We start from the raw sequence: 25281 nt of genomic DNA on the forward strand, positions 1-25281 counted from the left end.
CTCGCCGTTCATCCTGTCAGATCCGGCGGGCCTTGATCAGCCCTGTCGGCGGCCCGACGGACCGCGTTCATCCGCCGGAGGCTCAGTGGCCACACGCCCACGCGGCAGAGGCCGTCGCGGCCTCCGCGCGGGCCCGGAGCGAGGCGACGGCCGCGGCCGGGTCCGCCGCTCCGTACACCGCGGAGCCCGCGACGAAGACGTCGGCGCCGGCCTCGGCGCACCGCTCGATCGTGGACTCGGCGACCCCGCCGTCGACCTGGAGCCACAGCTCCAGACCGTGCTTGGAGATCAGCTCACGGGTACGACGGATCTTGGGCAGCATGATGTCGAGGAAGGCCTGGCCGCCGAAGCCGGGCTCGACGGTCATGATGAGCAGCATGTCGAGCTCGGGGAGCAGGTCCTCGTACGGCTCGATGGGCGTGGCCGGCTTGAGCGCCATCGAGGCGCGCGCGCCCTTGGCCCGGATCTCGCGCGCGAGCCGCACCGGCGCGGCGGCCGCCTCGACGTGGAAGGTCACCGAGCCGGCGCCCGCCTCCACGTACTGCGGGGCCCAGCGGTCGGGGTCCTCGATCATGAGGTGGCAGTCGAGCGGGGTGTCCGTCGCGCGGGCGAGCGACTCCACGATCGGCACGCCCAGCGTCAGGTTGGGCACGAAGTGGTTGTCCATCACGTCGACGTGCAGCCAGTCGGCACCGCCGACGGCCTTCGCCTCATCGGCGAGCCGGGCGAAGTCCGCGGACAGGATGCTGGGGTTGATCTGCGCCATGTGCCAAGCCTCCCACGTTCTTGGGTACTTCTTTGCCGCTGAGCGGTTTCGGTTCCGGTCCAGACCAATTTCGGTACGAAGCGACGAGTACGGGACCTGGACGGACCGGGAGATTGCGGTCAGGTGACCGAAGGGCCGGACGCCGGAGGTCAGGCGGTCCGGCGCAGCAGCGCCAGGTACATGGCGTCCGTACCGTGCAGATGCGGCCACAGCTGGACGTCCGGGCCGTCGCCGAGCGCCGGGACGCCGGGCAGCAGCGGGCGGGCGTCGATCAGTTCGGCGCCGCCCACCTTCTTCAGGACGTCGTCGACGACGACCCGGGTCTCGGCGAGGTGCGGCGAGCAGGTCGCGTAGCCGACGACTCCGCCGACGCGCACGGCGCTCAGGGCCTCGGTGAGCAGGGCGCGCTGGAGCGGGGCGAAGCCGTCCAGGTCCTCGGGGCGGCGGCGCCACCGTGCCTCGGGGCGGCGGCGCAGGGCGCCGAGGCCGGAGCACGGCACGTCCATGAGGACGCGGTCGAAGGAGCCGGGGCGCCACGGCGGGCGGGTGCCGTCGGCGGCGATGACCTGGTAGGGGCCGGGGTTGCCGGCGAGGACGCGCTCGACGAGGCGGGCGCGGTGCGGCTGCTTCTCGGAGGCGAGCAGGAAGGCGCCCCGCTCGGCCGCGAGGGCGCCGAGCAGGGCCGCCTTGCCGCCGGGACCGGCGCAGCCGTCGAGCCAGCGGGTGTCGGAGCCCTCCAGGGGCGCGTTGGCGAGGGCGATCGCCACGAGCTGGCTGCCCTCGTCCTGGACGCCGGCCCGGCCTTCCTTGACGGCCTCGATGGCGCCGGGCTCGCCGCCCTCGGCCATCCGCAGGGCGTACGGCGACCAGCGGCCCGGCAGGGTCTCGGTGGCCGCGGCCAGCTCCTCGGTGGTGGAGCGGCCGGGGCGGGCGACGAGGGTGACCTCGGGGCGCTCGTTGTCGGCCTCCAGGAGGTCCTCGATGCCGGCGCGGCCGCCGCCGAGGGAGTCCCAGAGCGCCGAGACGACCCAGCGGGGGTGGGAGTGGACGACGGCGAGGTGGTCCTCGGCGTCCTGGTCGTACGGCGGGGCGACCTGTGCCACCCAGGCGTCGAGGTCCTGCCGCGAGATCTTCCGCAGGACGGCGTTCACGAACTTGGCACGGCCGTCTCCGAGCACCACCCGGGCGAGCTCGACGCTGGCGGAGACGGCGGCGTGGGTCGGGATCCGGGTGCCCAGGAGCTGATGGGCGCCGAGCGCGAGGACGTCGAGCACGGGCGGGTCGACCTCGCGCAGCGGCCGGTCGACACAGGCGGAGATGATCGCGTCGTACGTGCCCTGCCGGCGCAGCGTCCCGTACACGAGCTCGGTCGCGAGCGCGGCGTCGCGCCCGTCGAAGTCGCCCTTCTCGCGGGCCTTCCGCAGCAGCGGCGGCAGCACCAGGTTCGCGTAGGCGTCCCGCTCGTCCACCGCCCTCAACGCCTCGAAGGCGAGCATCCGGACGGGGTCCTTCTGGGGCCGCCGGTAGGGCTTGTGGGGACGGCGACGTGCCTGCTCGCTCAAAGGTGCTCCGCGTGACGAAATGAAGAGGGTCGAACGCTCTCAGCCTACGTCCGTCCGGCTCCCCTACGGAAAACGGCCCTCCCGCAAGGCCAGGCCTCTGCCCGATCAGGCACGCGACCGGTTCCGGCCCGCCGCCGTCCGCCTCGAAGGCGACGAGCTCGAGCGGCTACGCCCCCAGCCGCTCGCCCGGGGCGATGCGGACGCCGCGGGCCCAGTCGGCGGCCTTCATCGGCTTCTTGCCCTGCGGCTGGACCCAGAGGAGTTCGACCGCGTACGAGCCGGTGCCCGCGTACACGTTGTTCTTGCCGACCGCGAGCTCGCCCGGGGCCAGGTCCGTGCGGTCCGGGAGGGGGGTGACCTGGATCAGCTTGAGGCGTTCGCCGCGGAAGACGGTCCAGGCGCCGGGGGCCGGGGTGCAGCCGCGGACCACGCGGTCCACCCGGAGGGCGGGGGCGGCGAAGTCGACGTGGGCGTCCTCGACCTGGATCTTCGGGGCGAGGGTGATGCCCTCGATCGGCTGCGGGACGGCCTGGAGGGTGCCGTCCTCGATGCCGTCCATGGTCGCGGCGAGCAGTCCGGCGCCCGCGAAGGCGAGCCGGGTGAGCAGGTCGCCGCTGGTGTCGGTCGGGCGGACGTCCTCGGTGACGACGCCGAAGACCGGGCCCGAGTCGAGACCCTCCTCGATGAGGAAGGTCGACGCGCCCGTCACCTGGTCGCCGGCCATCAGCGCGTGCTGCACGGGCGCCGCGCCCCGCCAGGCCGGCAGCAGCGAGAAGTGCAGGTTGACCCAGCCGCGGGCGGGGATGTCGAGCGCGGCCTTGGGCAGCAGCGCGCCGTACGCGACGACCGGGCAGCAGTCCGGCGCGATCTCCCGCAGCCGGGCGAGGAACTCCTCGTCGCGCGGCCTGGCCGGCTTCAGGACCTCGATCCCGGCCTCCTCCGCCCGCTGGGCCACCGGGCTGGCGACGAGCCGCCGGCCACGCCCCGCCGGGGCGTCCGGCCGGGTGACCACGGCGGCCACCTCGTGCCGCCCGGAGGCGAGCAGGGCGTCCAGGGCGGGAACGGCGACCTCGGGGGTGCCTGCGAAGACGAGCTTCATGGGTGGCGACTGCCTGTCTCTCCGGGGGCGTTGCGGGCAGCGCACCAGTCTATGCGCCCTGATGCGCCCTGCGAGGAAGGGGGCGACGGGCGGGCCGGGCCGGATCAGCGAGCGGCGTCCTGGGGCCCGCGGATCCGAGGCGGAGGAGGGAGGCGTGGCGGAGCCATGGCGAGGGACGACAACGCGGGAGACGGGGCCGCAGGGCGTCGGGAGCCCGGCCCGGCCCGCACGACGCCCCCCAGGGGGCGTACGGAGGGATGAGCGCCCCGCGCATATGCGTGTACGCCCCCGCAGCGTGACCCAACTCCCGGTGGCGCGTTGGTCAAGAGAGATTGACCGAATGGGGTCGCTGTTCCCCCCTGCGGCCCTCCCCCTTACACGCCGGTTCGAGAGGCTTTCACATGGCCGACCACGCAACCCACGACGCCCAAGCCCGGGCAAGTCTGCATCTGTTGGTGCGGGACATCGAGCGGGTCCGGCGGCAGGTGGACGCACTGCGCACACTCACGGCGCAGCTGGGCAATGTCTACCGCCCTCGCCGCTCCGGCCCGTCGACGGGCTTCGTCGTCTACGGGCGCGCGCCCGCCCCGACCGTACGTCTCGCCCAGGAGCTGCGGGACAGTGTCGAGACCCTCGTGACCGCGGCGGTCGACTTCGACCGCTCGCTCGGGTTCTCCTGGGACGCGGTGGGTTCCGCGCTCGGTGTCACCAAGCAGGCCGTCCACCGCCGGTACGGCGCCCGGCGCGCCCCCCAGGCGGGCGCGGCCGTTGACCAGGACCACGCGGTGGAGCCGGGCGTGACCCGTACGCTCCCCTCGGTTCCCGCCGCCCGTTCGATGCCGCCGCAGCCCACCTCGGGCAGCGCCGCGCTCCGCGAGGACCCGCGCCCGCCGGCCTTCCCCGGCCCGCGCAACGGCTGACCCCGACGCAACCCCACGCCTCGGCCGCCCGCCCCCCTGGGACAGGCGGCCGAGGCGCGTCGGGGGCGTCCGTCAGCCGATGTCCGGCGGGTCCACGCGGATCCGCACCGGATCCCCGCCGCCCCGCGCGAGGCGTCCCGCCCGCGCCTGCTTGAGCGCGGCCGCCAGGGCCGCGCCGCTGCCCGGCGGGACCCGGACCAGGGCCCGCTCCCACAGCTCGCCCGGCGGGGGGTCGCCCGGTCTGCGCGGCCCGCCGGGACGGACGACGGGCAGCGGCACCGGGCCCAGCACCTCGGCGTCGGCGGGGAGCCCGGCCGCTGCCAGGAAGCCCTCGACGGCCTCCGGCGGCCCCGACACGGCGGCCATCCGGGAGACCGGTGGGAAGCCCAGTTCTGCCCGTTCGGCCAGCTCCCGCTGGGCGTGCCCGACGGGGTCCCAGCGGACGAGCGCCTGGACGGGCCGGAGCGTCGGTTCGGCGACCACGACGACCGTCCCGCCCTCGGCCTGGCCGCGGACGAGCGAGGCGGCGTCGATCCAGCGGCGCAGCGCCTCCTCGCCCGCGCGCAGGTCGGGCCGGCCGAGCATGGCCCAGCCGTCGAGGAGCAGCGCCGCCGCGTAGCCGCCCTCGGCGACGGGTTCGGCGCCGGGCGTGGAGACGACGAGCGCGGGGCGCCCGGGGACGCTGTCCAGGACGTGGTCGCGTCCGGAGGTCCGCACCGGGACGGCGGGGAAGGCCCGGCCGAGCTCCTCCGCCGTCCGCCGGGCGCCGACCACCTGGGCCCGCAGCCGGGTCGATCCGCACTCCACGCAGTACCAGTCGGGGGCGCCGCGCCCGCACCAGCCGCACCGCAGCTCCTGCTGCTCGGGGGCCTCCAGGGGCCCGGCGCAGTGCCGGCAGCGGGCGGGCGTGCGGCAGCGCTCGCAGGCCAGCCTGGGCACGTACCCCCGGCGGGGCACCTGCACGAGCACCGGCCCGGTCTTGAGCCCCTCCCGTACGGTCTGCCAGGCGAGCGAGGGCAGCCGGGCGGCGCGGGCGGCCTCGTCGCGGGCGAGTTCGCCGTCGCCGACGGTCCGGATCAGGGGGGCGGCCGTGCGGACCTGCTCGCGGCCGGCGGTCAGCGCCTGGGCCCATCCGGACTCGACGAGCTGGGCGGCCTCGACGGTGCAGCTGGTGGAGCCGAGGAGGAAGGCGCACCGGTCGTGGGCGGCGCGCAGGAGCAGCACCTCGCGCGCGTGGGGCTGCGGGGCGTGGAGCTCGCTGTGGCTGCCGTCGCCGTCGTCCCAGATGACGGCGAGGCCCAGGTCCCGTACGGGGGCGAACATCGCGGCCCGGGTGCCGACGACGGCCCGGACGGCACCGCGCCGCACGGCGAGCCACTGCGCGTACCGCTTCTCGGGGCCCGCCTCGGCGGTGAGCAGCGCGTGCCGGCCCTCCCCCAGGATCTCGGTCAGCGCCGCGTCGACCCGGCCGGCGGCCCGCCCGTCGGGGACGACGACGAGCGCGCCGCGCCCGGAGGCGAGGGTGGCGGCGACGGCCCGCGCGATCTCCTGCGCCCAGTACGGCCCCGGCAGCGCGTTCCAGACGGCCCTGGGCGCCCCGCCGCGCGCGAGGGAGTCCAGGAACGCGGGCCCGCGCTCGTACCGCGTCCAGCTGCCCGGCTCCGGCGCCTTCGGCGGCGGCAGCGGCGCGGGCGAGGGCCGGCCCTCGGCCTTGGCGCTGCGCGGCGGCACGGCGAGCTGGAGCACGTCGGCGAGGCTTCCCGCGTACCGGTCGGCGACGGCGCGGGCGAGGCCGAGCAGCTCGGGTCCGAGCACCGGCTCGGGCGAGACGACGCCGGCGAGCGCGGCCAGCGGCCCGGAGTAGTCGGAGGTGGCCCGCCGCTCGACGAGGAAGCCGTCGATGAGCCGCCCGCCCTCGCGCCGGCCGTTCTTGACCTGGTGGGCGCCCGCCCCGAACCTGACCCGCACCCGCACGCCGGGCCGGGCGTCGGCGTCCAGCTCCTCGGGCACGGCGTAGTCGAAGAACTGGTCGAGGTGGAGCGCCCCCTTGTTCACCACGACCCGTGCCACCGGCAGCTCCTTGGCCAGCGCGGCGCCCCGCCAGGTGCGCGGCTTGGCCCGCGGCACCTTCGCCTTCCGGACGGTCTCCCGGATGAGCGCGAGCTGCTCGGGCTCGTCGGACTTCTCGTTCTCGCTGCTCACAGCCCCATACCTACCAGACGTCACCGACAGCCGGACATGGCGGAAGCCCGGCACCCCCACGGGGTGCCGGGCTTCCGTCGCCTGCGGCCCGGGGCTACAGGCCGGCGGCCTGCTTCAGGGCGTCGACGCGGTCGGTGCGCTCCCAGGTGAAGTCCGGCAGCTCGCGGCCGAAGTGGCCGTAGGCGGCGGTCTGGGAGTAGATCGGGCGGAGCAGGTCGAGGTCGCGGATGATCGCGGCCGGGCGGAGGTCGAAGACCTCGCCGATGGCGTTCTCGATCTTCTCGTTCTCGACGGTGTTGGTGCCGAAGGTCTCGACGAAGAGACCGACGGGCTCGGCCTTGCCGATCGCGTAGGCGACCTGGACCTCGCAGCGCGAGGCGAGGCCCGCGGCGACGACGTTCTTGGCGACCCAGCGCATGGCGTACGCGGCGGAGCGGTCGACCTTGGACGGGTCCTTGCCGGAGAAGGCGCCGCCGCCGTGGCGGGCCATGCCGCCGTAGGTGTCGATGATGATCTTGCGACCGGTGAGACCCGCGTCGCCCATCGGGCCGCCGATCTCGAAGCGGCCGGTCGGGTTCACGAGCAGGCGGTAGCCGTCGGTGTCCAGCTTGATGCCGTCCTCGACGAGCTGCTTGAGCACGTGCTCGACGACGAACTCGCGGATGTCGGGCGCGAGCAGCGACTCCAGGTCGATGTCGGACGCGTGCTGCGAGGAGACCACGACCGTGTCGAGGCGGACGGCCTTGTCGCCGTCGTACTCGATGGTGACCTGGGTCTTGCCGTCGGGGCGCAGGTACGGGATGGTGCCGTTCTTGCGGACCTCGGTGAGACGACGCGAGAGCCGGTGCGCGATGTGGATCGGCAGCGGCATCAGCTCGGGGGTCTCGTCCGACGCGTAGCCGAACATCAGGCCCTGGTCGCCGGCGCCCTGCTTGTCCAGCTCGTCGTCCTCGTCCCTCTGGGAGGACCCCTCGACACGCTTCTCGTACGCCGTGTCGACACCCTGCGCGATGTCCGGGGACTGCGACCCGATGGACACCGACACGCCGCAGGAGGCGCCGTCGAAGCCCTTCTTCGAGGAGTCGTACCCGATCTCGAGGATCTTGTTGCGGACGAGGGTGGGGATGTCCGCCCACGCCTTGGTGGTCACCTCACCGGCGACGTGCACCAGGCCGGTGGTGATCAGCGTCTCGACGGCGACGCGCGAGGTGGGGTCCTCGCGCAGCAGTGCGTCGAGGATGGTGTCGCTGATCTGGTCAGCGATCTTGTCGGGGTGCCCCTCGGTGACGGACTCCGAGGTGAACAGACGACGGGACACAACGCTCCCTGGGGTTGCAGCGGCTGCTGGCTACTCGTGACGCGGACCGGCAGGGGGCTGCGCCCCGCGACGTTCCACGAACAGTCTATCGGTCGTGGTCGGGCAATGGACCAGGTGTCTCGCCTGGCGAATGCCCGTGGACGTGCGGAACCGGCCTCCGGCAAGGCAGACCTGCCCGCCCGGGTGGGGCACAAATCACTCGTGAGGCGGTGTTTCGCACCCCCCGGGGAATGGCTTCGCGCCAACGTCGCCCTCCGCCGCGCGGGCGGGCGGGATGCGTCAGGTCGCGGACCGCAGCCGCGGCAGGACGAGGTCCCAGACGGTCTCGGCGAGCGCTTCCTTCGGCCCGTACGGTACGGGGGTCTCGGCGCCGTCCGAGGCGAGGACGACGGCCTCGTTCTCCTCGGAGCCGAAGGTCTTGCGCTCCCCCACCTCGTTGACGACGAGCAGGTCGCAACCCTTGCGGCGGAGCTTCGCGCGCCCGTGGGCGAGGACGTCGTCGGTCTCGGCGGCGAAACCGACGACCACCTGGCCGGGCAGGGCACGGTCGGCGGACAGCTCGGCGAGGATGTCGGGGTTGCGGACGAGTTCGATCGTCGGCGCGCCGCCGTCGTCCGTCTTCTTGATCTTCCCGGGGGCGTAGACGGCCGGACGGAAGTCGGCGACGGCGGCGGCCATCACGACCGCGTCGGCGTCGGCGGCGGCCTTGAGCACGGCCTCGCGGAGCTGGACGGCGGTGCCGACGTGGACCACGTCGACCCCGGCCGGGTCGGGGATGCCGGTGTTCGCCTCGACGAGGGTGACCCGGGCGCCGCGGGCGGCGGCGGCCTTCGCGAGGGCGTAGCCCTGCTTCCCGGAGGAGCGGTTGCCGAGGTAGCGGACGGGGTCGAGGGGCTCGCGGGTGCCGCCGGCGCTGACCACGACGTGGCGGCCGGCGAGGTCGGGGGCGCTGACGCCGCGGGCGAGGACCCTCCGGCACACCTCGAAGATCTCCGAGGGCTCGGGCAGCCGGCCCTTTCCGGTGTCGACGCCGGTGAGGCGGCCGACGGCGGGCTCGATCACGACGGCGCCGCGGCGGCGCAGGGTGGCCACGTTCTCCTGGGTCGCCGGGTGCTCCCACATCTCGGTGTGCATGGCGGGGGCGAAGACGACCGGACAGCGCGCGGTGAGCAGCGTGTTGGTGAGCAGGTCGTCCGCGAGGCCGTGGGCGGCCTTGGCGAGCATGTCGGCGGTGGCGGGAGCGACGACGACGAGGTCGGCGGCCTGCCCGATGCGGACGTGCGGGACCTCGTGGACGGACTCCCACACCTCGGTGGAGACGGGGTTCCCGGAGAGTGCGGACCAGGTCGCCTCGCCGACGAAGTGCAGCGCGGAGTCGGTGGGGACGACGCGCACGTCGTGGCCGGACTCGGTGAGCCGGCGGAGCAGCTCGCAGGCCTTGTAGGCGGCGATGCCGCCGCTCACGCCCAGGACGACCTTCGGCTTGGCCACGACTGTCACTGCTCCCCTGAAGGCTCGAATGGGTGCTCGGTTGCGTACGACTCCATGAGACACCACAGGCCCGGCGGATGTTCCGCCGGGCCTGTGGTGACAAGCGTTACAAGCGCTACGTGCTTACTGCGCGGGGCCCTCGATGGCCTCGGACGTCAGCAGACCCGCGTTGATCTCGCGCAGGGCGATCGAGAGCGGCTTCTCGTGGACGTGGGTGTCGACAAGCGGACCCACGTACTCCAGCAGGCCCTCGCCGAGCTGGGAGTAGTACGCGTTGATCTGCCGCGCGCGCTTGGCCGCGTAGATCACGAGGCTGTACTTCGAGTCAGTGGCCTCGAGCAGCTCGTCGATCGGCGGGTTGATGATGCCCTCGGGCGCGGTGATGGAAGAGGACACGCTCTACCTTCCGAAGATGGAAAAAAGATCAGACAACGTGCATCAACGTTAGCAGCTCGCGTGCGACGTCCTCGACGGAGGTGTTGACGAGGGTGGTGTCGAACTCCGATTCGGCGGCCAGTTCGACCTTCGCGGCCTCCAGGCGGCGCGCGATGACCTCGGGCGACTCGGTGCCGCGGCCGGTGAGCCGGCGGACCAGCTCCTCCCAGCTCGGCGGGGCGAGGAAGACCAGCTGGGACTCCGCCATGGAGTCCTTGACCTGGCGGGCGCCCTGGAGGTCGATCTCCAGGAGCACGGGCTCACCGGAGTCCAGGCGCTCCAGAACGGCGCCGCGGGGGGTGCCGTAGCGGTTGCCCGCGAACTCGGCCCACTCGAGGAGCTCACCGTTGGCGATCAGCTTGTCGAACTCGTCGTCCGTGACGAAGTGGTAGTGGACGCCGTGCTTCTCGCCGGGGCGGGGCTTCCGGGTCGTTGCCGACACCGAGAGCCAGACCTCGGGGTGGACCTTGCGCATATGAGCGACGACCGTGCTCTTGCCGACCCCTGAGGGGCCGGAGAGCACGGTCAGCCGCGGACGTACCTCTGCTGCCATGCAGCGATTATTCCAGTGGTTCACCCCTGCCTGCGCAGGGAGGAGGGCTACATGCCGGATATGTCCCGAAAGGTCAGGCGCCGGTGCTGCCGAACTCGCGCTCCAGGGAGGCGATCTGGTTGGAGCCGAGACCACGGACACGACGGCTCTCGGAGATGCCGAGGCGCTCCATGATCTGCTTGGCGCGGACCTTGCCGACGCCGGGCAGCGACTCGAGCAGGGCGGAGACCTTCATCTTGCCGATGACGTCGTTCTCCTGGCCGCTCTTGATGACCTCGTGGAGGGAGGCGCCGGAGTGCTTGAGTCGATTCTTGACCTCGGCCCGCTCCCGGCGAGCCGCGGCGGCCTTTTCGAGCGCGGCTGCGCGCTGTTCAGGGGTAAGGGGCGGAAGAGCCACGCCTACGTCACCTCGGATGTCGATCTGTCGGATACGGACCGGTGAGGAACCTGGACGCCCCACACCAGTGGAGCAACGATCAACGGTGTGGTCGTTGAACGCCTGCTCTGCCCCGGAGACTAGCGGCCAGGGCCGCTCCAGTCAGCGAGAACAGCGGAAAAGTCCTGGTCAGCATCGACTGACCAGGACTTTTCCGGCATATCGACCCGGTTTTGAGCCAAGTTTTCGTCAAGGAGTGAGACGGCTCACCGTCGGCGGCCCCGTCGGCTCCGACCTGCGGATTGTCCGGGAGACCGGTCAGCCGGCGACGGCCGCGCGGATCTCGTCCGCGTACCGGTGCGCCGAGTCCCGCAGGGCGGCCGCGTCCGGACCGTTCCTGAGGACGCCCCGGCTGACGTTCGGGACGACGTTGCGCACCGCGGCGCCGAAGACGGCCGGGAGGTCGGCGGGGGTCGCGCCCTGGGCGCCGATGCCGGGGGCGAGGAGCGGCCCGTTGATGTCCAGGTCGAAGGAGGACAGGTCGCCGAGGGTGGCGCCGACGACCGCGCCGAAGGAGCCCATCGGGGTCTCCCCCGCGTTCTCCTCGGCGAGATGGGCGAGCATGGTCGCGCCGATCGTGCGGCCGTCCTCGCGGACCGCGCGCTGGACCTCCGCGCCCTCCGGGTTGGAGGTGAGGGCCAGCACGAAGAGGCCGGCGCCCGACTCCCGGGCCAGGTCGACGGCCGGCTTCAGGGCGCCGTAGCCGAGGTACGGCGAGACGGTGAGCGCGTCGGAGAAGAGCGGGGAGTCCTTGCGCAGGAAGGTCTCCGCGTAGGCGGCCATGGTGGAGCCGATGTCGCCGCGCTTGGCGTCCATGACGACCAGGCCGCCGGCCGCGCGCAGATCGGCGGTGGCGCGCTCCAGGACGGCGATGCCGCGCGAGCCGAAGCGCTCGAAGAAGGCGGACTGCGGCTTGAAGACGGCCACGGTCTCGGCGAGGGCCTCGACGACGGTGAAGGTGAAGCGCTCCAGGCCGCCGATGTCGTCGCTCAGGCCCCAGGAGTCGAGCAGGGCGGCATGCGGGTCGATGCCGACGCAGAGCGGACCGCGCTCGTCCATGGCGGTGCGCAGGCGGGTGCCGAAGGAGAGGGTCACGGGGTGGCCTTTCGGTTGTCGGCGCCGACGGCCTCGGCGAGGGTGGCGTACGGGGAGGCCGCGAGGCGCGCCGCGAGGCCCTTGTGGATCGCGCGGGCGTAGAACGGACCCTCGTAGATGAAGGCGCTGTAGCCCTGGACGAGGGTGGCGCCGGCGAGGATGCGCTGCCAGGCGTCCTCGGCGTTCTCGATGCCGCCGACGCCGACGAGGACCAGGCGGTCGCCCACGCGCGCGTGGAGGCGGCGCAGCACGGCCAGGGAGCGCTCCTTGACGGGCGCGCCCGACAGGCCGCCGGTCTCCTCGACCAGCGCGGGGTCGGACTTCAGGCCGAGGCCCTCGCGCGCGATGGTGGTGTTGGTGGCGATGATGCCGTCGAGACCCAGCTCCAGGGCGAGGTCGGCGACCGCGTCGACGTCCTCGTCGGCCAGGTCGGGGGCGATCTTGACCAGGAGGGGGACCCGGCGGCCGGTGACCGTGCGGTCGGCCGCCTCGCGGACGGCCGTGAGGAGCGGGCGCAGGGACTCGGTGGCCTGGAGGTTGCGCAGGCCGGGGGTGTTCGGTGAGGAGACGTTGACGACGAGGTAGTCGGCGTGGGCCGCGAGGCGCTCGGTGGACTTCACGTAGTCGGCGGCGGCCTCGGCCTCGGGGACGACCTTGGTCTTGCCGATGTTGACGCCGACGACCGTCCGGAAGACGGGGTTGCGGGCGGCGAGGCGGGCGGCGACGGCGGCGGAGCCCTCGTTGTTGAAGCCCATGCGGTTGATCAGGGCGCGGTCCGGGACCAGCCGGAAGAGGCGCTTCTTGGGATTGCCGGGCTGGGCCTCGCCGGTGACGGTGCCGATCTCGACGTGGTCGAAGCCGAGCATCGACATGCCGTCGATGGCGACGGCGTTCTTGTCGAAGCCGGCGGCGAGCCCGAAGGGGCCGTGCATGCGAAGGCCCATGGCCTCGACGCGCAGCGACTTGTGGCGGGGGGCGAGGACGGCGGCGACCAGAGTGCGCAGGACGGGGGTGCGGGCCGCGAGCCGGATCCAGCGGAAGGCCATGTGGTGGGCCTGCTCGGGATCCATGCGCTTGAAGACCAGGTGGAAGAAGAACTTGTACATGTGCTGGGGGTCCAGGTCTGCTCATGACGAGGGGGACACCGCAGGTCCTGCCGGTGTCCCCCTCCTCGTACGGGCTGCTAGTCGCGGGCCGCGGTCAGGTGCTCCGCGTGCTCCTGGAGCGAGCGGACGCCCACGTCGCCGTGGCCGAGCGCCTCGATGCCCTGGACGGCCGCGGCGAGCGCCTGGACCGTGGTGAGGCACGGGACGCTGCGCGCCACCGCGGCCGTACGGATCTCGTAGCCGTCGAGGCGGCCGCCGGTGCCGTACGGGGTGTTGACGATCAGGTCGACCTGGCCGTCGTGGATGAGCTGGACGATGGTCTTCTCGCCGTTCGGGCCCTCGCCCTCGCTGAGCTTGCGGACGACCGTGGCGTTGATGCCGTTCCGCTTGAGGACCTCGGCGGTGCCGGAGGTGGCGAGCAGCTCGAAGCCGTGGGCGACCAGCTCGCGGGCCGGGAAGATCATCGAGCGCTTGTCGCGGTTGGCGACCGAGATGAACGCGCGGCCCTTGGTGGGCAGCGGGCCGTAGGCGCCGGCCTGCGACTTGGCGTAGGCCGTGCCGAAGACCGCGTCGATGCCCATGACCTCGCCGGTGGAGCGCATCTCCGGGCCGAGGACGGTGTCGACCCCGCGGCCGTGCACGTCGCGGAAGCGCGACCACGGCATCACGGCCTCCTTGACGGAGATCGGCGCGTCGAGCGGCAGGGTGCCGCCGTCGCCGTTCTTCGGCAGCAGGCCCTCGGCGCGCAGCTCGGCGATGGTGGCGCCGAGCGAGATGCGGGCGGCGGCCTTCGCGAGCGGGACGGCGGTCGCCTTCGAGGTGAAGGGGACGGTCCGGGAGGCGCGCGGGTTGGCCTCCAGGACGTAGAGGATGTCGCCGGCCATGGCGAACTGGATGTTGATCAGGCCCCGGACGCCGACGCCCTTGGCGATGGCCTCGGTGGAGGCGCGCAGCCGCTTGATGTCGAAGCCGCCGAGGGTGATCGGGGGCAGGGCGCAGGCCGAGTCGCCGGAGTGGATGCCGGCCTCCTCGATGTGCTCCATGACGCCGCCGAGGTAGAGCTCCTCGCCGTCGTAGAGCGCGTCGACGTCGATCTCGATGGCGTCGTCGAGGAAGCGGTCGACCAGGACCGGCCGGGTGGGGCTGATCTCGGTGGACTCGGCGATGTACGACTCCAGGCGGGCCTCGTCGTACACGATCTCCATGCCGCGGCCGCCGAGCACGTACGAGGGGCGTACGAGGACGGGGTAGCCGATCTCGTCGGCGATGGCCTTGGCGCCGGCGAAGGTGGTGGCGGTGCCGTGCTTCGGCGCGGGGAGCCCGGCCTCGGCGAGGACGCGGCCGAAGGCGCCGCGGTCCTCGGCGGCGTGGATGGCCTCCGGGGAGGTGCCGACGACCGGCACGCCGTTGTCCTTGAGCGCCTGGGCGAGGCCCAGCGGGGTCTGGCCGCCGAGCTGGACGACGACACCGGCGACGGGGCCGGCGAGGGTCTCGGCGTGGACGATCTCGAGGACGTCTTCGAGGGTCAGCGGCTCGAAGTACAGGCGGTCGGAGGTGTCGTAGTCCGTCGAGACGGTCTCCGGGTTGCAGTTGACCATCACGGTCTCGTAGCCCGCGTCGCTCAGGGCGAAGGAGGCGTGGACGCAGGAGTAGTCGAACTCGATGCCCTGGCCGATGCGGTTCGGGCCGGAGCCCAGGATGATCACCGCGGGCTTCTCGCGCGGGGCGACCTCGCTCTCCTCGTCGTAGGACGAGTAGAAGTACGGGGTCTTGGCGGCGAACTCGGCGGCGCAGGTGTCGACCGTCTTGTAGACCGGGCGGACGCCGAGGGCGTGCCGGACCTCGCGGACGACGTCCTCGCGCAGGCCGCGGATGTCCGCGATCTGGGCGTCGGAGAAGCCGTGGCGCTTGGCCTCGGCGAGCAGCTCGGGGTGGAGCTTCTCGGCGGCGGCCAGCTCGTCGGCGATCTCCTTGATCAGGAAGAGCTGGTCGACGAACCACGGGTCGATCTTCGTGGCGTCGAAGACCTCCTGCGGGGTGGCGCCGGCGCGGATGGCCTGCATGACGGTGTTGATGCGGCCGTCGGTCGGGCGGACCGACTCGCGCAGCAGCTCGGCCTTGTCGCCGGGCTCACCGACGAAGGTGAACTGCGAGCCCTTCTTCTCCAGGGAGCGCAGGGCCTTCTGGAGCGCCTCGGTGAAGTTGCGGCCGATGGCCATGGCCTCGCCGACCGACTTCATGGTGGTGGTGAGGGTGGAGTCGGCCTGCGGGAACTTCTCGAAGGCGAAGCGCGGGGCCTTGACGACGACGTAGTCGAGCGTGGGCTCGAAGGACGCCGGGGTCTTCTCCGTGATGTCGTTCGGGATCTCGTCCAGCGTGTAGCCGACGGCGAGACGGGCCGCGATCTTGGCGATCGGGAAACCGGTCGCCTTGGAGGCGAGCGCCGAGGAGCGGGAGACGCGCGGGTTCATCTCGATGACGATGATCCGGCCGTCGTCCGGGTTGACGGCGAACTGGATGTTGCAGCCGCCGGTGTCGACGCCGACCTCGCGGATGATCGCGATGCCGATGTCGCGCAGCCGCTGGTACTCGCGGTCGGTGAGCGTCATCGACGGGGCGACGGTGATCGAGTCGCCGGTGTGGACGCCCATCGGGTCGAAGTTCTCGATGGAGCAGACGACCACGACGTTGTCGTTCTTGTCGCGCATGAGCTCCAGCTCGTACTCCTTCCAGCCGAGGATGGACTCCTCCAGGAGCACCTCGGTGGTCGGGGAGAGCGTGAGGCCCTGGCCGGCGATGCGGCGCAGCTCCTCCTCGTCGTGGGCGAAGCCGGAGCCGGCGCCGCCCATGGTGAAGGAGGGGCGGACGACGACGGGGTAGCCGCCGAGCGTCTCGACGCCCTGGAGGACGTCGTCCATGGAGTGGCAGATGACGGAGCGGGCGGACTCGCCGTATCCGATCTTGCCCTTGACGGCCTCGACGACGCCCTTGAAGAGGTCGCGGTCCTCGCCCTTGTGGATGGCCTCGACGTTGGCGCCGATGAGCTCGACGCCGTACTTCTCGAGGACGCCCTGCTCGTGCATGGAGATCGCGGTGTTGAGCGCGGTCTGGCCGCCGAGCGTGGGCAGGAGGGCGTCGGGGCGCTCCTTGGCGATGATCTTCTCGACGAACTCGGGGGTGATCGGCTCGACGTACGTGGCGTCGGCGATCTCCGGGTCGGTCATGATCGTCGCCGGGTTGGAGTTCACCAGGATGACCCGCAGGCCCTCGGCCTTGAGGATGCGGCAGGCCTGGGTGCCGGAGTAGTCGAACTCGGCGGCCTGGCCGATGACGATCGGGCCGGAGCCGATGACCAGGACGGACTGGATATCGGTGCGCTTAGGCACGCTCGGCCTCCATCAGGGATACGAAACGGTCGAAGAGGTACGCGGCGTCGTGCGGGCCCGCGGCCGCCTCGGGGTGGTACTGGACGGAGAAGGCCGGCTGGTCGAGCAGCTGGAGGCCTTCCACGACGTTGTCGTTCAGGCAGACGTGGGAGACCTCGGCACGCCCGTAGGGGGTGTCGGAGACCTTGTCGAGGGGCGCGTCGACGGCGAAGCCGTGGTTGTGCGCGGTGACCTCGACCTTGCCGGTGGTGCGGTCCTGGACGGGCTGGTTGATGCCCCGGTGGCCGTACTTCAGCTTGTAGGTGCCGAAGCCGAGCGAGCGGCCGAGGATCTGGTTGCCGAAGCAGATGCCGAAGAGCGGGGTCTTGCGCTCCAGGACGCCCCGCATGACGGAGACGGCGTGGTCGGCGGTGGCCGGGTCGCCGGGGCCGTTCGAGAAGAACACGCCGTCCGGGGAGACCGCGTAGACGTCCTCGACGGTGGCGGTGGCGGGCAGCACGTGCACCTCGATGCCGCGCTCGGCCATCCGGTGCGGGGTCATGCCCTTGATGCCGAGGTCGACGGCGGCGACGGTGAACTTCTTCTCGCCGATCGCCGGGACGACGTACGTCTCCTTCGTGGCGACCTCGGCGGAGAGGTCCGCGCCCTTCATCTGGGGCTGCGCCTTGACCTTGGCGAGGAGGGCGGCCTCGTCGGCCAGCGCCTCGCCGGAGAAGATGCCGACGCGCATGGCGCCGCGCTCGCGCAGGTGGCGGGTGAGGGCGCGGGTGTCGATGCCGGAGATGCCGACGACTCCCTGGCGCTCCAGCTCCTCGTCCAGCGAGCGCTGGGAGCGCCAGTTGGAGGAGACGCGGGCGGGGTCGCGGACGACGTAGCCGGCGACCCAGATGCGGCCGGACTCGGGGTCCTCGTCGTTGACGCCGGTGTTGCCGACGTGCGGGGCGGTCATGACCACGACCTGGCGGTGGTAGGACGGGTCGGTGAGGGTCTCCTGGTAGCCGGTCATGCCGGTGGAGAACACGGCCTCGCCGAAGGTCTCCCCCACGGCCCCGTAGGCGCGGCCGCGGAAGGCGCGGCCGTCCTCCAGGACGAGTACGGCGGGAGCCTTGGCGGCTCCCCTGGTGGAGGTCGTCATCGTGCGATGCCTTCCGTCGTGGTGGTTACGGCGTTCATGGAGTTGATGGCCTCGACCCAGGCCGTGTGCTCGGCCGCGCGGTCGGAGCGGAAGCCGGAGTCGATCCGCTTGCCGCCGTGCTCCCAGGTGATGATCAGGAGCCCGCCTTCGGCGAGGACCTTGCCGGCGATGCCCTTGTCGAGGCGGGCCTCGCGCAGGGCGGCGGTCGGCACGAAGAAGTCGTTCGCCCCGGGGCGCACGACGTCGATCCCGGCGTCGGTGAGCGTGAGCTCGGCGCGGCTGCGGGCGCCGAGGCCGTGGGCGACGATCCGGTCGAGCCATTGCCCGGCGGTCGTGGACCCGTGGTAGCGCCCGCTGAGAGTCAGTCTCGTCTCACCGGTGGTCTCCGGCGCGGTGGGGAGCTCGGGCAGGTCCGACTGGAGACTGCCGCGCCACTTCCAGCCCTGGCGCATGAGCCAGTACACGAAGGCGACGAAGAGCAGCAGTCCGGCGACCCAGCCGAGCCGCCCGGCCCAGTCGGTCACCTCCGCCGATTTCTGCTCGGCGGCCTCTGCGGCGATTGCGATGAGTGGTGTCACGCCAGCTTCCCGTCCACGACCGTTGCCCGGCCCCGCAGGAAGGTGTGGGTGACGCGTCCCGGCAGCTCGCGGCCCTCGTAGGGGGTGTTGCGGCTGCGGGAGGCGAAGTCCGCGGGGTCCACGACACCACGGTAAGCCGGATCGACCAGCGTCAGGTTCGCGGGCTCACCTGCCGAGACGGGTCGTCCGTGTCCCTTCGCCCGGCCGATGCGGGCGGGCGCGAAGGACATCCGCTCGGCGACGCCGGCCCAGTCGAGGAGGCCGGTCTCGACCATCGTCTGCTGGACGACGGAGAGGGCGGTCTCCAGGCCGACCATGCCCATGGCGGCGGCGGCCCACTCGCAGTCCTTGTCCTCGTGCGGGTGCGGGGCGTGGTCGGTGGCGACGATGTCGATCGTGCCGTCGGCCAGCGCCTCGCGGAGGGCGAGGACGTCCTTCTCGGTGCGCAGCGGCGGGTTGACCTTGTACACCGGGTTGTACGAGCGGACCAGCTCGTCCGTGAGGAGGAGGTGGTGCGGGGTGACCTCGGCGGTGACGTCGATGCCGCGGGACTTGGCCCAGCGGACGATCTCGACGGAGCCGGCGGTGGAGAGGTGGCAGATGTGGACGCGGGAGCCGACGTGCTCGGCGAGGAGGACGTCGCGGGCGATGATCGACTCCTCGGCGACGGCGGGCCAGCCGCCGAGGCCGAGCTCGGCGGAGACGACGCCCTCGTTCATCTGGGCGCCCTCCGTGAGGCGGGGCTCCTGGGCGTGCTGGGCGACGACGCCGCCGAAGGCCTTCACGTACTCCAGGGCGCGGCGCATGATCACGGCGTCGTCGACGCACTTGCCGTCGTCGGAGAAGACGGTGACGCCGGCGGCGGAGTCGTGCATGGCGCCGAGCTCGGCGAGCTTCTTGCCCTCCAGGCCGACGGTGACGGCGCCGATGGGCTGCACGTCGCAGTAGCCGGACTCCTTGCCGAGCCGGTAGACCTGCTCGACGACGCCGGCGGTGTCGGCGACGGGGTGGGTGTTGGCCATGGCGAAGACGGCGGTGTAGCCGCCGGACGCGGCGGCGCGGGTGCCGGTGAGGACGGTCTCGGAGTCCTCGCGGCCGGGCTCGCGCAGGTGGGTGTGGAGGTCGACGAGGCCGGGCAGCAGGATCTGGCCCTCGGCGTCGATGACGGTCGCGCCCTCGGCGGAGAGGCCCGTACCGACCTCGGTGATGGTCTCGCCGTCGATGAGGACGTCCTGGACGTCGCCGCCGAGGACCTTCGCACCGCGGATAAGGATCTTGCTCATGGTTACTTGTTCTCCTCGGTACGGGCGGGGGCGGCGGACTCGTTGCCGCCGAGAAGCAGGTAGAGGACGGCCATCCGGACGGAGACGCCGTTGGCGACCTGCTCGACGACCGTGCAGCGGTCGGAGTCGGCGACCTCGGCGGTGATCTCCATGCCGCGGACCATGGGGCCGGGGTGCATGACGATGGCGTGCTCGGGCATCTTCGCCATCCGCTCGCCGTCGAGCCCGTAGCGGCGCGAGTACTCGCGCTCGGTCGGGAAGAAGGCGGCGTTCATCCGCTCGCGCTGCACACGCAGCATCATCACCGCGTCGGACTTCGGCAGCACGCTGTCGAGGCCGTACGAGACGTCGCAGGGCCAGGTCTCGACGCCGACGGGGACCAGGGTGGGCGGGGCCACGAGGGTGACCTCGGCGCCGAGGGTGTGGAGCAGGTCGACGTTGGAGCGGGCGACCCGGCTGTGCAGGACGTCGCCCACGAGCGTGATGCGCTTGCCGGCGAGGTCCTGGCCGAGGCCGGCGTCGCGGCCGACGAGGCGGCGGCGCATGGTGAAGGCGTCCAGGAGGGCCTGGGTGGGGTGCTGGTGGGTGCCGTCGCCGGCGTTGATGACGGGGGCGTCGATCCAGCCGGAGGTGGCGAGCCGGTAGGGGGCTCCGGAGGCGCCGTGCCGGATGACGACCGCGTCGACGCCCATGGCCTCCAGGGTCTGCGCGGTGTCCTTGAGGGACTCTCCCTTGGAGACGCTGGAGCCCTTGGCCGCGAAGTTGATCACGTCGGCGGAGAGGCGCTTCTCGGCGGCCTCGAAGGAGATCCGGGTCCGGGTGGAGTCCTCGAAGAAGAGGTTGCAGATGGTCCGGCCTCGCAGGGTCGGCAGCTTCTTGATGGGCCGGTCGGCCACCCGGGCCATCTCCTCTGCGGTGTCGAGGATCTGGACGGCGTCGTCGCGGGTGAGGTCGGCGGCCGAGATGAGGTGACGCATCATCGGGGTGTCTCTCCGTGGTGGGGAGGTGTGCGGGCATGCGGGGGCGCAGGAGTGTGCCCCGGCCCCGGCGGGAAAGCCGGTCCGGCTAGGAGGCGGGCTTGGAGCCGAGCAGGACGGTGTCGCGACCGTCTTCCTCGGCGAGCTGGACCTTGACCGTCTCCCGCAGCGACGTGGGGAGGTTCTTGCCGACGTAGTCGGCGCGGATCGGGAGCTCGCGGTGGCCGCGGTCGACGAGGACGGCGAGCTGGACGGCGCGCGGGCGGCCGATGTCGCCGAGGGCGTCGAGGGCGGCGCGGATGGTGCGGCCGGAGAAGAGGACGTCGTCGACGAGGACGACGAGGCGGCCGTCGATGCCGTCACCGGGGATCTCGGTGCGGCCGATGGCGCGGGCGGGCTTCATCCGCAGGTCGTCCCGGTACATGGTGATGTCGAGGGAACCGACCGGGATCTTGGTGCCGGTGATCGTCTCGAGCTTCTCGGCGAGCCGGGAGGCGAGGAAGACGCCCCGGGTGGGGATGCCGAGGAGGACCACGTCGTCGGCGCCCTTGGCGCGCTCGACGATCTCGTGGGCGATGCGGGTCAGGACCCGCGCGATGTCGGGGGCCTCGAGAACGGGCCGCGCGTCGTCGCCGTACTGCTGCTGAGTGTCCATGGAGAACGGACCTCCTTCTCCGCCTCACGGGACGGCTCTTAAAGGACGTCGGATTTGCGCCCGTCACTCTACCAGGGATGGGAGTCCCGGTCCCGCGCACCCCTGCCGCCACTCCGGGCACCGTCCCCCGGGAGGGGGCGGTCCGGACCATTCGGCTTGACGGGTGGGTGTAACGCTGCGTAACCTCACAGTGAGTTACCAGCCGCGCGGCGCAGCCGCATGTCGTCACAGCGTCCGGGAGCGTTATGTCCAGCGAATACGCAAAGCAGCTCGGGGCCAAACTCCGCGCCATCCGCACCCAGCAGGGTCTCTCCCTCCACGGGGTGGAGGAGAAGTCCCAGGGCCGCTGGAAGGCGGTCGTGGTCGGCTCGTACGAGCGCGGAGACCGCGCGGTGACCGTGCAGCGTCTTGCCGAGCTGGCCGACTTCTACGGCGTGCCGGTGCAGGAGCTCCTGCCGGGCACGACCCCGGGCGGGGCCGCCGAGCCGCCGCCGAAGCTGGTCCTGGACCTGGAGCGCCTGGCCCACGTCCCGCAGGAGAAGGCGGGCCCGCTCCAGCGCTACGCGGCGACGATCCAGTCGCAGCGCGGCGACTACAACGGCAAGGTGCTGTCGATCCGCCAGGACGACCTGCGCACGCTCGCCGTCATCTACGACCAGTCCCCCTCGGTCCTCACCGAGCAGCTGATCAGCTGGGGCGTCCTGGACGCGGACGCGCGCCGCGCGGTCGCCCACGAGGAGGCCTGAGCCCTTACGAGGGCACAGCAGAAACGTACCGCCGGGCCCGTGGACGTCAGCCGACGTCCACGGGCCCCGTGCTTTCTCCCGGAGGAGACGCGGTACGCGAAGGGGCCCGCAGCACCGAGTGCTGCGGGCCCCTTCGCGTGCCGTACGCGACTAGTCGTCCGCGTCGCGGCGCAGACGCGGCTTCAAGTCCTTGAAGCGCCCCAGCAGACCGTTGACGAAGGTCGGGGACTCATCGGTGGAGAACTCCTTGGCGAGCTGCACCGCCTCGTCGATCGCGACCGCGTCGGGCGTGCCGTCCTCCCACAGCAGCTCGTACGCGCCGAGGCGCACGATGTTCCGGTCGGCGACGGGCATCCGGTCGAGGTCCCAGTCCACCGCGTAGGTCGCGATGAGATCGTCGATCCGCGCCTCATGGGCCGCGTATCCCTCGATCAGCTGCATGGTGAAGTCGTTGACCGGCGGCTGGCGGTCGTCCGACCGCGCGTGCCGGACCTGGTCCGCGAGGACCTCCTGGACGGAGGCACCGCGCTGGTCCGCCTCGAAGAGGATCTGGAAGGCGCGCTTGCGGGCCTTGCTCCGAGCGGCCACGGTTACTTGTTCACCCGGCCGAGGTAGCTGCTGTCGCGGGTGTCGACCTTGACCTTCTCACCGGTGGTGACGAAGAGCGGGACCTGGATCTCGTGGCCGGTCTCCAGCGTGGCGGGCTTGGTGCCACCGGTGGAGCGGTCGCCCTGGACGCCCGGGTCGGTGTGCTGGATGGTCAGCTCGACGGCGGCGGGGAGCTCGACGTAGAGCACCTCGCCCTCGTGCTGCGCGACGGAGGCGGTGAAGCCCTCGATGAGGAAGTTGGCGGTGTCGCCGACGGCCTTGCGCTCGACCATCAGCTGGTCGTAGGTCTCCATGTCCATGAAGACGAAGTAGTCGCCGTCCATGTAGGAGAACTGCATGTCGCGGCGGTCGATGGTGGCCGTCTCGACCTTCACGCCGGCGTTGAAGGTCTTGTCGACGACCTTGCCGGACAGCACGTTCTTGAGCTTGGTGCGCACGAAGGCCGGGCCCTTGCCGGGCTTGACGTGCTGGAACTCGACGACGGACCAGAGCTGGCCGCCTTCGAGCTTGAGCACCATGCCGTTCTTGAGGTCGTTCGTGGAAGCCACGGTTGCGGAATCTCCTGGACTGACGTGGGACCGAGGAGGCGTACGCGCTCTACAGCGCGAGCAGCTCCTTGGTCGTGATGGTGAGTAGCTCGGGTCCGCCGTCCGCCTCCTGGCGTACGACGAGCGTGTCATCGATCCGGACTCCGCCCCGGCCCGGGAGGTGGACCCCCGGTTCGACGGTGACCGGCACACAAGCGTCCAGTTTACCCATGGCCGAGGGTGAGAGCTGCGGGTCCTCGTCGATTTCGAGCCCGACCCCGTGCCCGGTGAGGGGCACGGCGGCCTCCGCGTGCCCCCCGGCGTCCAGGATCTGGCGGGCCGCCCGGTCCACGTCCCGGTACTCGGCGCCGGGTGCGAGCGACTCGCGTCCGGCCCTCTGAGCGGCGAAGACGAGCTCGTACAGCTCGATCTGCCAGTCCGCGGGGGTGGTGCCGATGACGAACGTGCGGCCGATCTCGCACCGGTAGCCCCGGTAGTCGGCGCCGAGGCAGACGGAGAGGAAATCACCCTCCTCGACCCGGCGGTCGGTGGGCCGGTGCCCCCGGCGCCCCGAGTGCGGGCCGGTCGCCACCGAGGTCGGGAAGGCGGCCCCGTCGGCCCCGTGGTCGACGAGCCGCCGCTCCAGCTCCAGGGCGAGGTGGCGCTCGGTCCGCCCCACGAGGATCGACTCCAGGAGCTCGCCGAGGGCCTGGTCGGCGATCTCCGCCGCGATCCGCAGGCAGGCGATCTCGTCCTCGTCCTTGACGATCCTGAGCTGCTCCACGGCGCAGGCGAGGTCCGCGAGGTGCAGGCCGGGGGCGACGGTGCCCATGGCCCGGTGCCGGGCCACCGTCAGATGGTGCTCCTCGACCGCGAGCGCGTCGGCGCCGGCCCGGCGGGCCAGGTCGACGGCGGCGACGGCCGGATCACCCCCTCCGGCGGGCAGGACCTGCTGCCGCAGCAGCTCGTCGAGCCGCCCGTCGACCGGTTCACCACCGGGCGCGACGGGGCAGAGCAGGACGTCCGCCTCCGGCTCCGGCCCGACGAGCAGGACGGCGCCGGGCGGCGAACCACCCGCGAGATAGCGGACGTTGGCGGGGCGGGAGACCAGGGCCGCCGGGCTGCCCGCGGCCGCGCACCGGTCGCGCAGCCGTACACGGCGGTCCGCATACACCTCTGACATGCTCCGAGCCTACGAGCAGCGCGCCGCCCCGGCCTGTTCGGAAGGGCCGTCCGGGCGGGGTCACCAGGTCGGCGGGCTCGCGATCGCGCGGGCGAGGACGTCGTCGAGGACGCGGGCGGTGGTCTCGACGTCGTACGTGGAGTTGTCGATGATCGGCAGCCCCGAGCCGTACCAGCCGGCCATCCGGCCGTGGATGGCGGCGACCTCCTCGTCCGAGAGGCGCCGGTTGCCGCTGCGCTCGGCGTTGCGCTCCAGGACGACCTCCAGGCCGGGCAGGAGGACGACGGGCAGCAGACCGGGACCGACGTGGCGCTTCCAGCCGCCGAGGCCGACGACGGGGCGGTCCGGGAAGACGGCGTCGTCGACGATGCAGGAGATGCCGTTGGCGAGGAAGTTGCGCGCGGCGAAACCGCAGGTGCGGCGGGCGAGCCGGTACTGCGCCTCCGAGTGCTCGTTCCAGCCGGACTGCGGGTCCGCGAAGCCGGAGCAGACCCACTCGCGGACGTCGTCGAGGCTGATGTGCGCGGTGGGTACGCGGCGGCGCTGCGCCCAGTGCCGGGCGACGGTCGTCTTGCCCGCGCCGGCCGGGCCGATGAGCAGGACGGCGAGGGTCGCCCCGCCGGTCCCGGCGCCGTGCTCCACGGGCGGGGCGAGCGGCACGCTCACGGGAGGCAGCGGCACGTGCCCGGTCGGATCCGCTCGGGGTGCGGGCGGGTACGGAGACGCGCCGGGCGGGTGCGGGGCACCTCCGGGGCGCTGGGAGGCGGCCGGGTGTGGCGCGCCCGTCGGGTGCTGCGGTACGGCTCCGGAGCCCCAGGCGGGCGCTCCGGGGCTTGCCGGAGGCGGCGGAGCGTGCGGGGGCCGGGGGGCGCCTGCCTGGACCGTCGGGTGCGCGCCGAGCCGGGACCCGGCGGCCTGGCCCGGGTACGGCGCTCCCGGCGGGACCGGCGGGGCGACGGGGGGCTGCCCGCCGGGATCGCCGCCTATCGCCCCGGGAACGGGCCCCCGGCCCTGCTCCGGTGTCCGGTCCGACCGCTCGGGCGGTGGCAGCGGGCCCCCCACTGCGTGCTGCATCCGGTGCCACTCCGTCTCGTACGCCTGATGGGTCCCCGGACCGGTTGTCCGTGGACGGCGGAACGTTACCGCCCCCGGCCCCCACAGGGGGAACGGCCGGGGACGCCCCCTGGTGCCCTGTCAGGTCCTGTCGGCCCCTGTCCGG

General features: G+C 72.5%; 23 protein-coding genes. 2 read left to right on the forward strand and 21 right to left on the reverse strand.

The features are described 5' to 3' along the window. Nucleotides 1-82 precede the first annotated feature (82 nt). The 3 genes from rpe to fmt all read right to left on the reverse strand — a co-directional run bounded on the left by rpe (nt 83) and on the right by fmt (nt 3427). On the reverse strand, nt 83-766 hold the full coding sequence (gene rpe / locus ACZ51I_RS25180; protein WP_041128223.1) for a ribulose-phosphate 3-epimerase: 684 nt from the start codon (nt 764-766) through the stop codon (nt 83-85). A gap of 149 nt (nt 767-915) precedes the next feature. Further along, nucleotides 916-2328, reverse strand: a complete 1413-nt coding sequence (locus tag ACZ51I_RS25185) for an RsmB/NOP family class I SAM-dependent RNA methyltransferase (protein WP_468879840.1) — start codon at nt 2326-2328, stop codon at nt 916-918. 166 nt (nt 2329-2494) lie between these two features. After that, a complete protein-coding gene (gene fmt / locus ACZ51I_RS25190) occupies nt 2495-3427 on the reverse strand; it encodes a methionyl-tRNA formyltransferase (protein WP_468879842.1) in 933 nt (310 codons plus the stop codon). A 401-nt stretch (nt 3428-3828) separates the two neighbouring features. Between fmt and ACZ51I_RS25195 the strand changes: the two genes are divergently transcribed. Then, the gene (locus ACZ51I_RS25195; RefSeq protein ID WP_468879844.1) at nt 3829-4347 is read left to right on the forward strand and encodes a hypothetical protein; all 519 of its coding nucleotides are present in this window, start codon (nt 3829-3831) and stop codon (nt 4345-4347) included. Nucleotides 4348-4419: 72 nt separating this feature from the next. Here the strand turns inward: ACZ51I_RS25195 and ACZ51I_RS25200 are convergent, their stop codons facing one another. The 14 genes from ACZ51I_RS25200 to pyrR all read right to left on the reverse strand — a co-directional run bounded on the left by ACZ51I_RS25200 (nt 4420) and on the right by pyrR (nt 20997). Further along, entirely contained in the window at nt 4420-6549 is a 2130-nt protein-coding gene (locus tag ACZ51I_RS25200) for a primosomal protein N' (protein ID WP_468879847.1), read from the reverse strand. A 94-nt stretch (nt 6550-6643) separates the two neighbouring features. After that, nucleotides 6644-7867 carry a methionine adenosyltransferase gene (metK, locus tag ACZ51I_RS25205; protein WP_468879850.1) on the reverse strand — a complete coding sequence of 408 codons (1224 nt, stop codon included), beginning with the start codon at nt 7865-7867 and terminating at the stop codon, nt 6644-6646. A gap of 279 nt (nt 7868-8146) precedes the next feature. After that, nucleotides 8147-9358, reverse strand: a complete 1212-nt coding sequence (gene coaBC, locus ACZ51I_RS25210; protein ID WP_468879852.1) for a bifunctional phosphopantothenoylcysteine decarboxylase/phosphopantothenate--cysteine ligase CoaBC — start codon at nt 9356-9358, stop codon at nt 8147-8149. A 123-nt stretch (nt 9359-9481) separates the two neighbouring features. Beyond that, nucleotides 9482-9754, reverse strand: coding sequence for a DNA-directed RNA polymerase subunit omega (gene rpoZ, locus ACZ51I_RS25215; RefSeq protein WP_005319902.1), 273 nt, complete (start codon nt 9752-9754; stop codon nt 9482-9484). A 28-nt stretch (nt 9755-9782) separates the two neighbouring features. Further along, a complete protein-coding gene (gene gmk / locus ACZ51I_RS25220; protein WP_468879855.1) occupies nt 9783-10346 on the reverse strand; it encodes a guanylate kinase in 564 nt (187 codons plus the stop codon). Between the two features lie 73 nt (nt 10347-10419). Further along, nucleotides 10420-10743 carry an integration host factor gene (locus tag ACZ51I_RS25225; protein ID WP_030693098.1) on the reverse strand — a complete coding sequence of 108 codons (324 nt, stop codon included), beginning with the start codon at nt 10741-10743 and terminating at the stop codon, nt 10420-10422. 297 nt (nt 10744-11040) lie between these two features. Then, nucleotides 11041-11877 (reverse strand): orotidine-5'-phosphate decarboxylase, encoded by an 837-nt coding sequence (gene pyrF / locus ACZ51I_RS25230; protein ID WP_468879859.1) that lies wholly within the window; start codon nt 11875-11877, stop codon nt 11041-11043. Further along, complete coding sequence (locus tag ACZ51I_RS25235; protein WP_468879862.1) at nt 11874-12983, reverse strand: quinone-dependent dihydroorotate dehydrogenase; 1110 nt, start codon at nt 12981-12983, stop codon at nt 11874-11876. Before ACZ51I_RS25235 ends, pyrF begins: the two co-directional genes overlap by 4 nt. A 77-nt stretch (nt 12984-13060) precedes the next feature. Continuing rightward, nucleotides 13061-16369 (reverse strand): carbamoyl-phosphate synthase large subunit, encoded by a 3309-nt coding sequence (carB, locus tag ACZ51I_RS25240; protein WP_468879864.1) that lies wholly within the window; start codon nt 16367-16369, stop codon nt 13061-13063. Then, entirely contained in the window at nt 16362-17504 is a 1143-nt protein-coding gene (gene carA / locus ACZ51I_RS25245) for a glutamine-hydrolyzing carbamoyl-phosphate synthase small subunit (protein ID WP_468879866.1), read from the reverse strand. Before carA ends, carB begins: the two co-directional genes overlap by 8 nt. Next, a complete protein-coding gene (locus ACZ51I_RS25250; RefSeq protein ID WP_468879867.1) occupies nt 17501-18082 on the reverse strand; it encodes a PH-like domain-containing protein in 582 nt (193 codons plus the stop codon). Before ACZ51I_RS25250 ends, carA begins: the two co-directional genes overlap by 4 nt. Then, nucleotides 18079-19365 (reverse strand): dihydroorotase, encoded by a 1287-nt coding sequence (locus ACZ51I_RS25255; protein WP_468879870.1) that lies wholly within the window; start codon nt 19363-19365, stop codon nt 18079-18081. Before ACZ51I_RS25255 ends, ACZ51I_RS25250 begins: the two co-directional genes overlap by 4 nt. A 2-nt stretch (nt 19366-19367) precedes the next feature. After that, entirely contained in the window at nt 19368-20345 is a 978-nt protein-coding gene (locus tag ACZ51I_RS25260) for an aspartate carbamoyltransferase catalytic subunit (protein WP_468879873.1), read from the reverse strand. 85 nt (nt 20346-20430) lie between these two features. Continuing rightward, on the reverse strand, nt 20431-20997 hold the full coding sequence (pyrR, locus tag ACZ51I_RS25265) for a bifunctional pyr operon transcriptional regulator/uracil phosphoribosyltransferase PyrR (RefSeq protein WP_468879875.1): 567 nt from the start codon (nt 20995-20997) through the stop codon (nt 20431-20433). 245 nt (nt 20998-21242) lie between these two features. On the opposite strand from pyrR, the gene bldD reads away from it, so the two are divergent. Next, nucleotides 21243-21743, forward strand: a complete 501-nt coding sequence (gene bldD, locus ACZ51I_RS25270; protein WP_093608484.1) for a transcriptional regulator BldD — start codon at nt 21243-21245, stop codon at nt 21741-21743. A 150-nt stretch (nt 21744-21893) separates the two neighbouring features. Here bldD and nusB read toward each other — a convergent pair whose 3' ends face one another. The 4 genes from nusB to ACZ51I_RS25290 are packed head-to-tail and all read right to left on the reverse strand — an operon-like array spanning nt 21894 to nt 25136. Further along, nucleotides 21894-22331, reverse strand: coding sequence for a transcription antitermination factor NusB (nusB, locus tag ACZ51I_RS25275; RefSeq protein WP_468879878.1), 438 nt, complete (start codon nt 22329-22331; stop codon nt 21894-21896). Nucleotides 22332-22333: 2 nt separating this feature from the next. After that, nucleotides 22334-22900: an elongation factor P gene (efp, locus tag ACZ51I_RS25280; protein ID WP_468879881.1), complete on the reverse strand. Its 567-nt coding sequence runs from the start codon at nt 22898-22900 to the stop codon at nt 22334-22336. 49 nt (nt 22901-22949) lie between these two features. Further along, nucleotides 22950-24062 (reverse strand): aminopeptidase P family protein, encoded by a 1113-nt coding sequence (locus tag ACZ51I_RS25285; protein WP_468879884.1) that lies wholly within the window; start codon nt 24060-24062, stop codon nt 22950-22952. A 60-nt stretch (nt 24063-24122) separates the two neighbouring features. Then, nucleotides 24123-25136, reverse strand: a complete 1014-nt coding sequence (locus tag ACZ51I_RS25290; RefSeq protein ID WP_468879886.1) for an AAA family ATPase — start codon at nt 25134-25136, stop codon at nt 24123-24125. Nucleotides 25137-25281: the final 145 nt, after the last annotated feature.

The sequence above is a fragment of the Streptomyces sp. NPDC034084 genome (assembly GCF_055575535.1).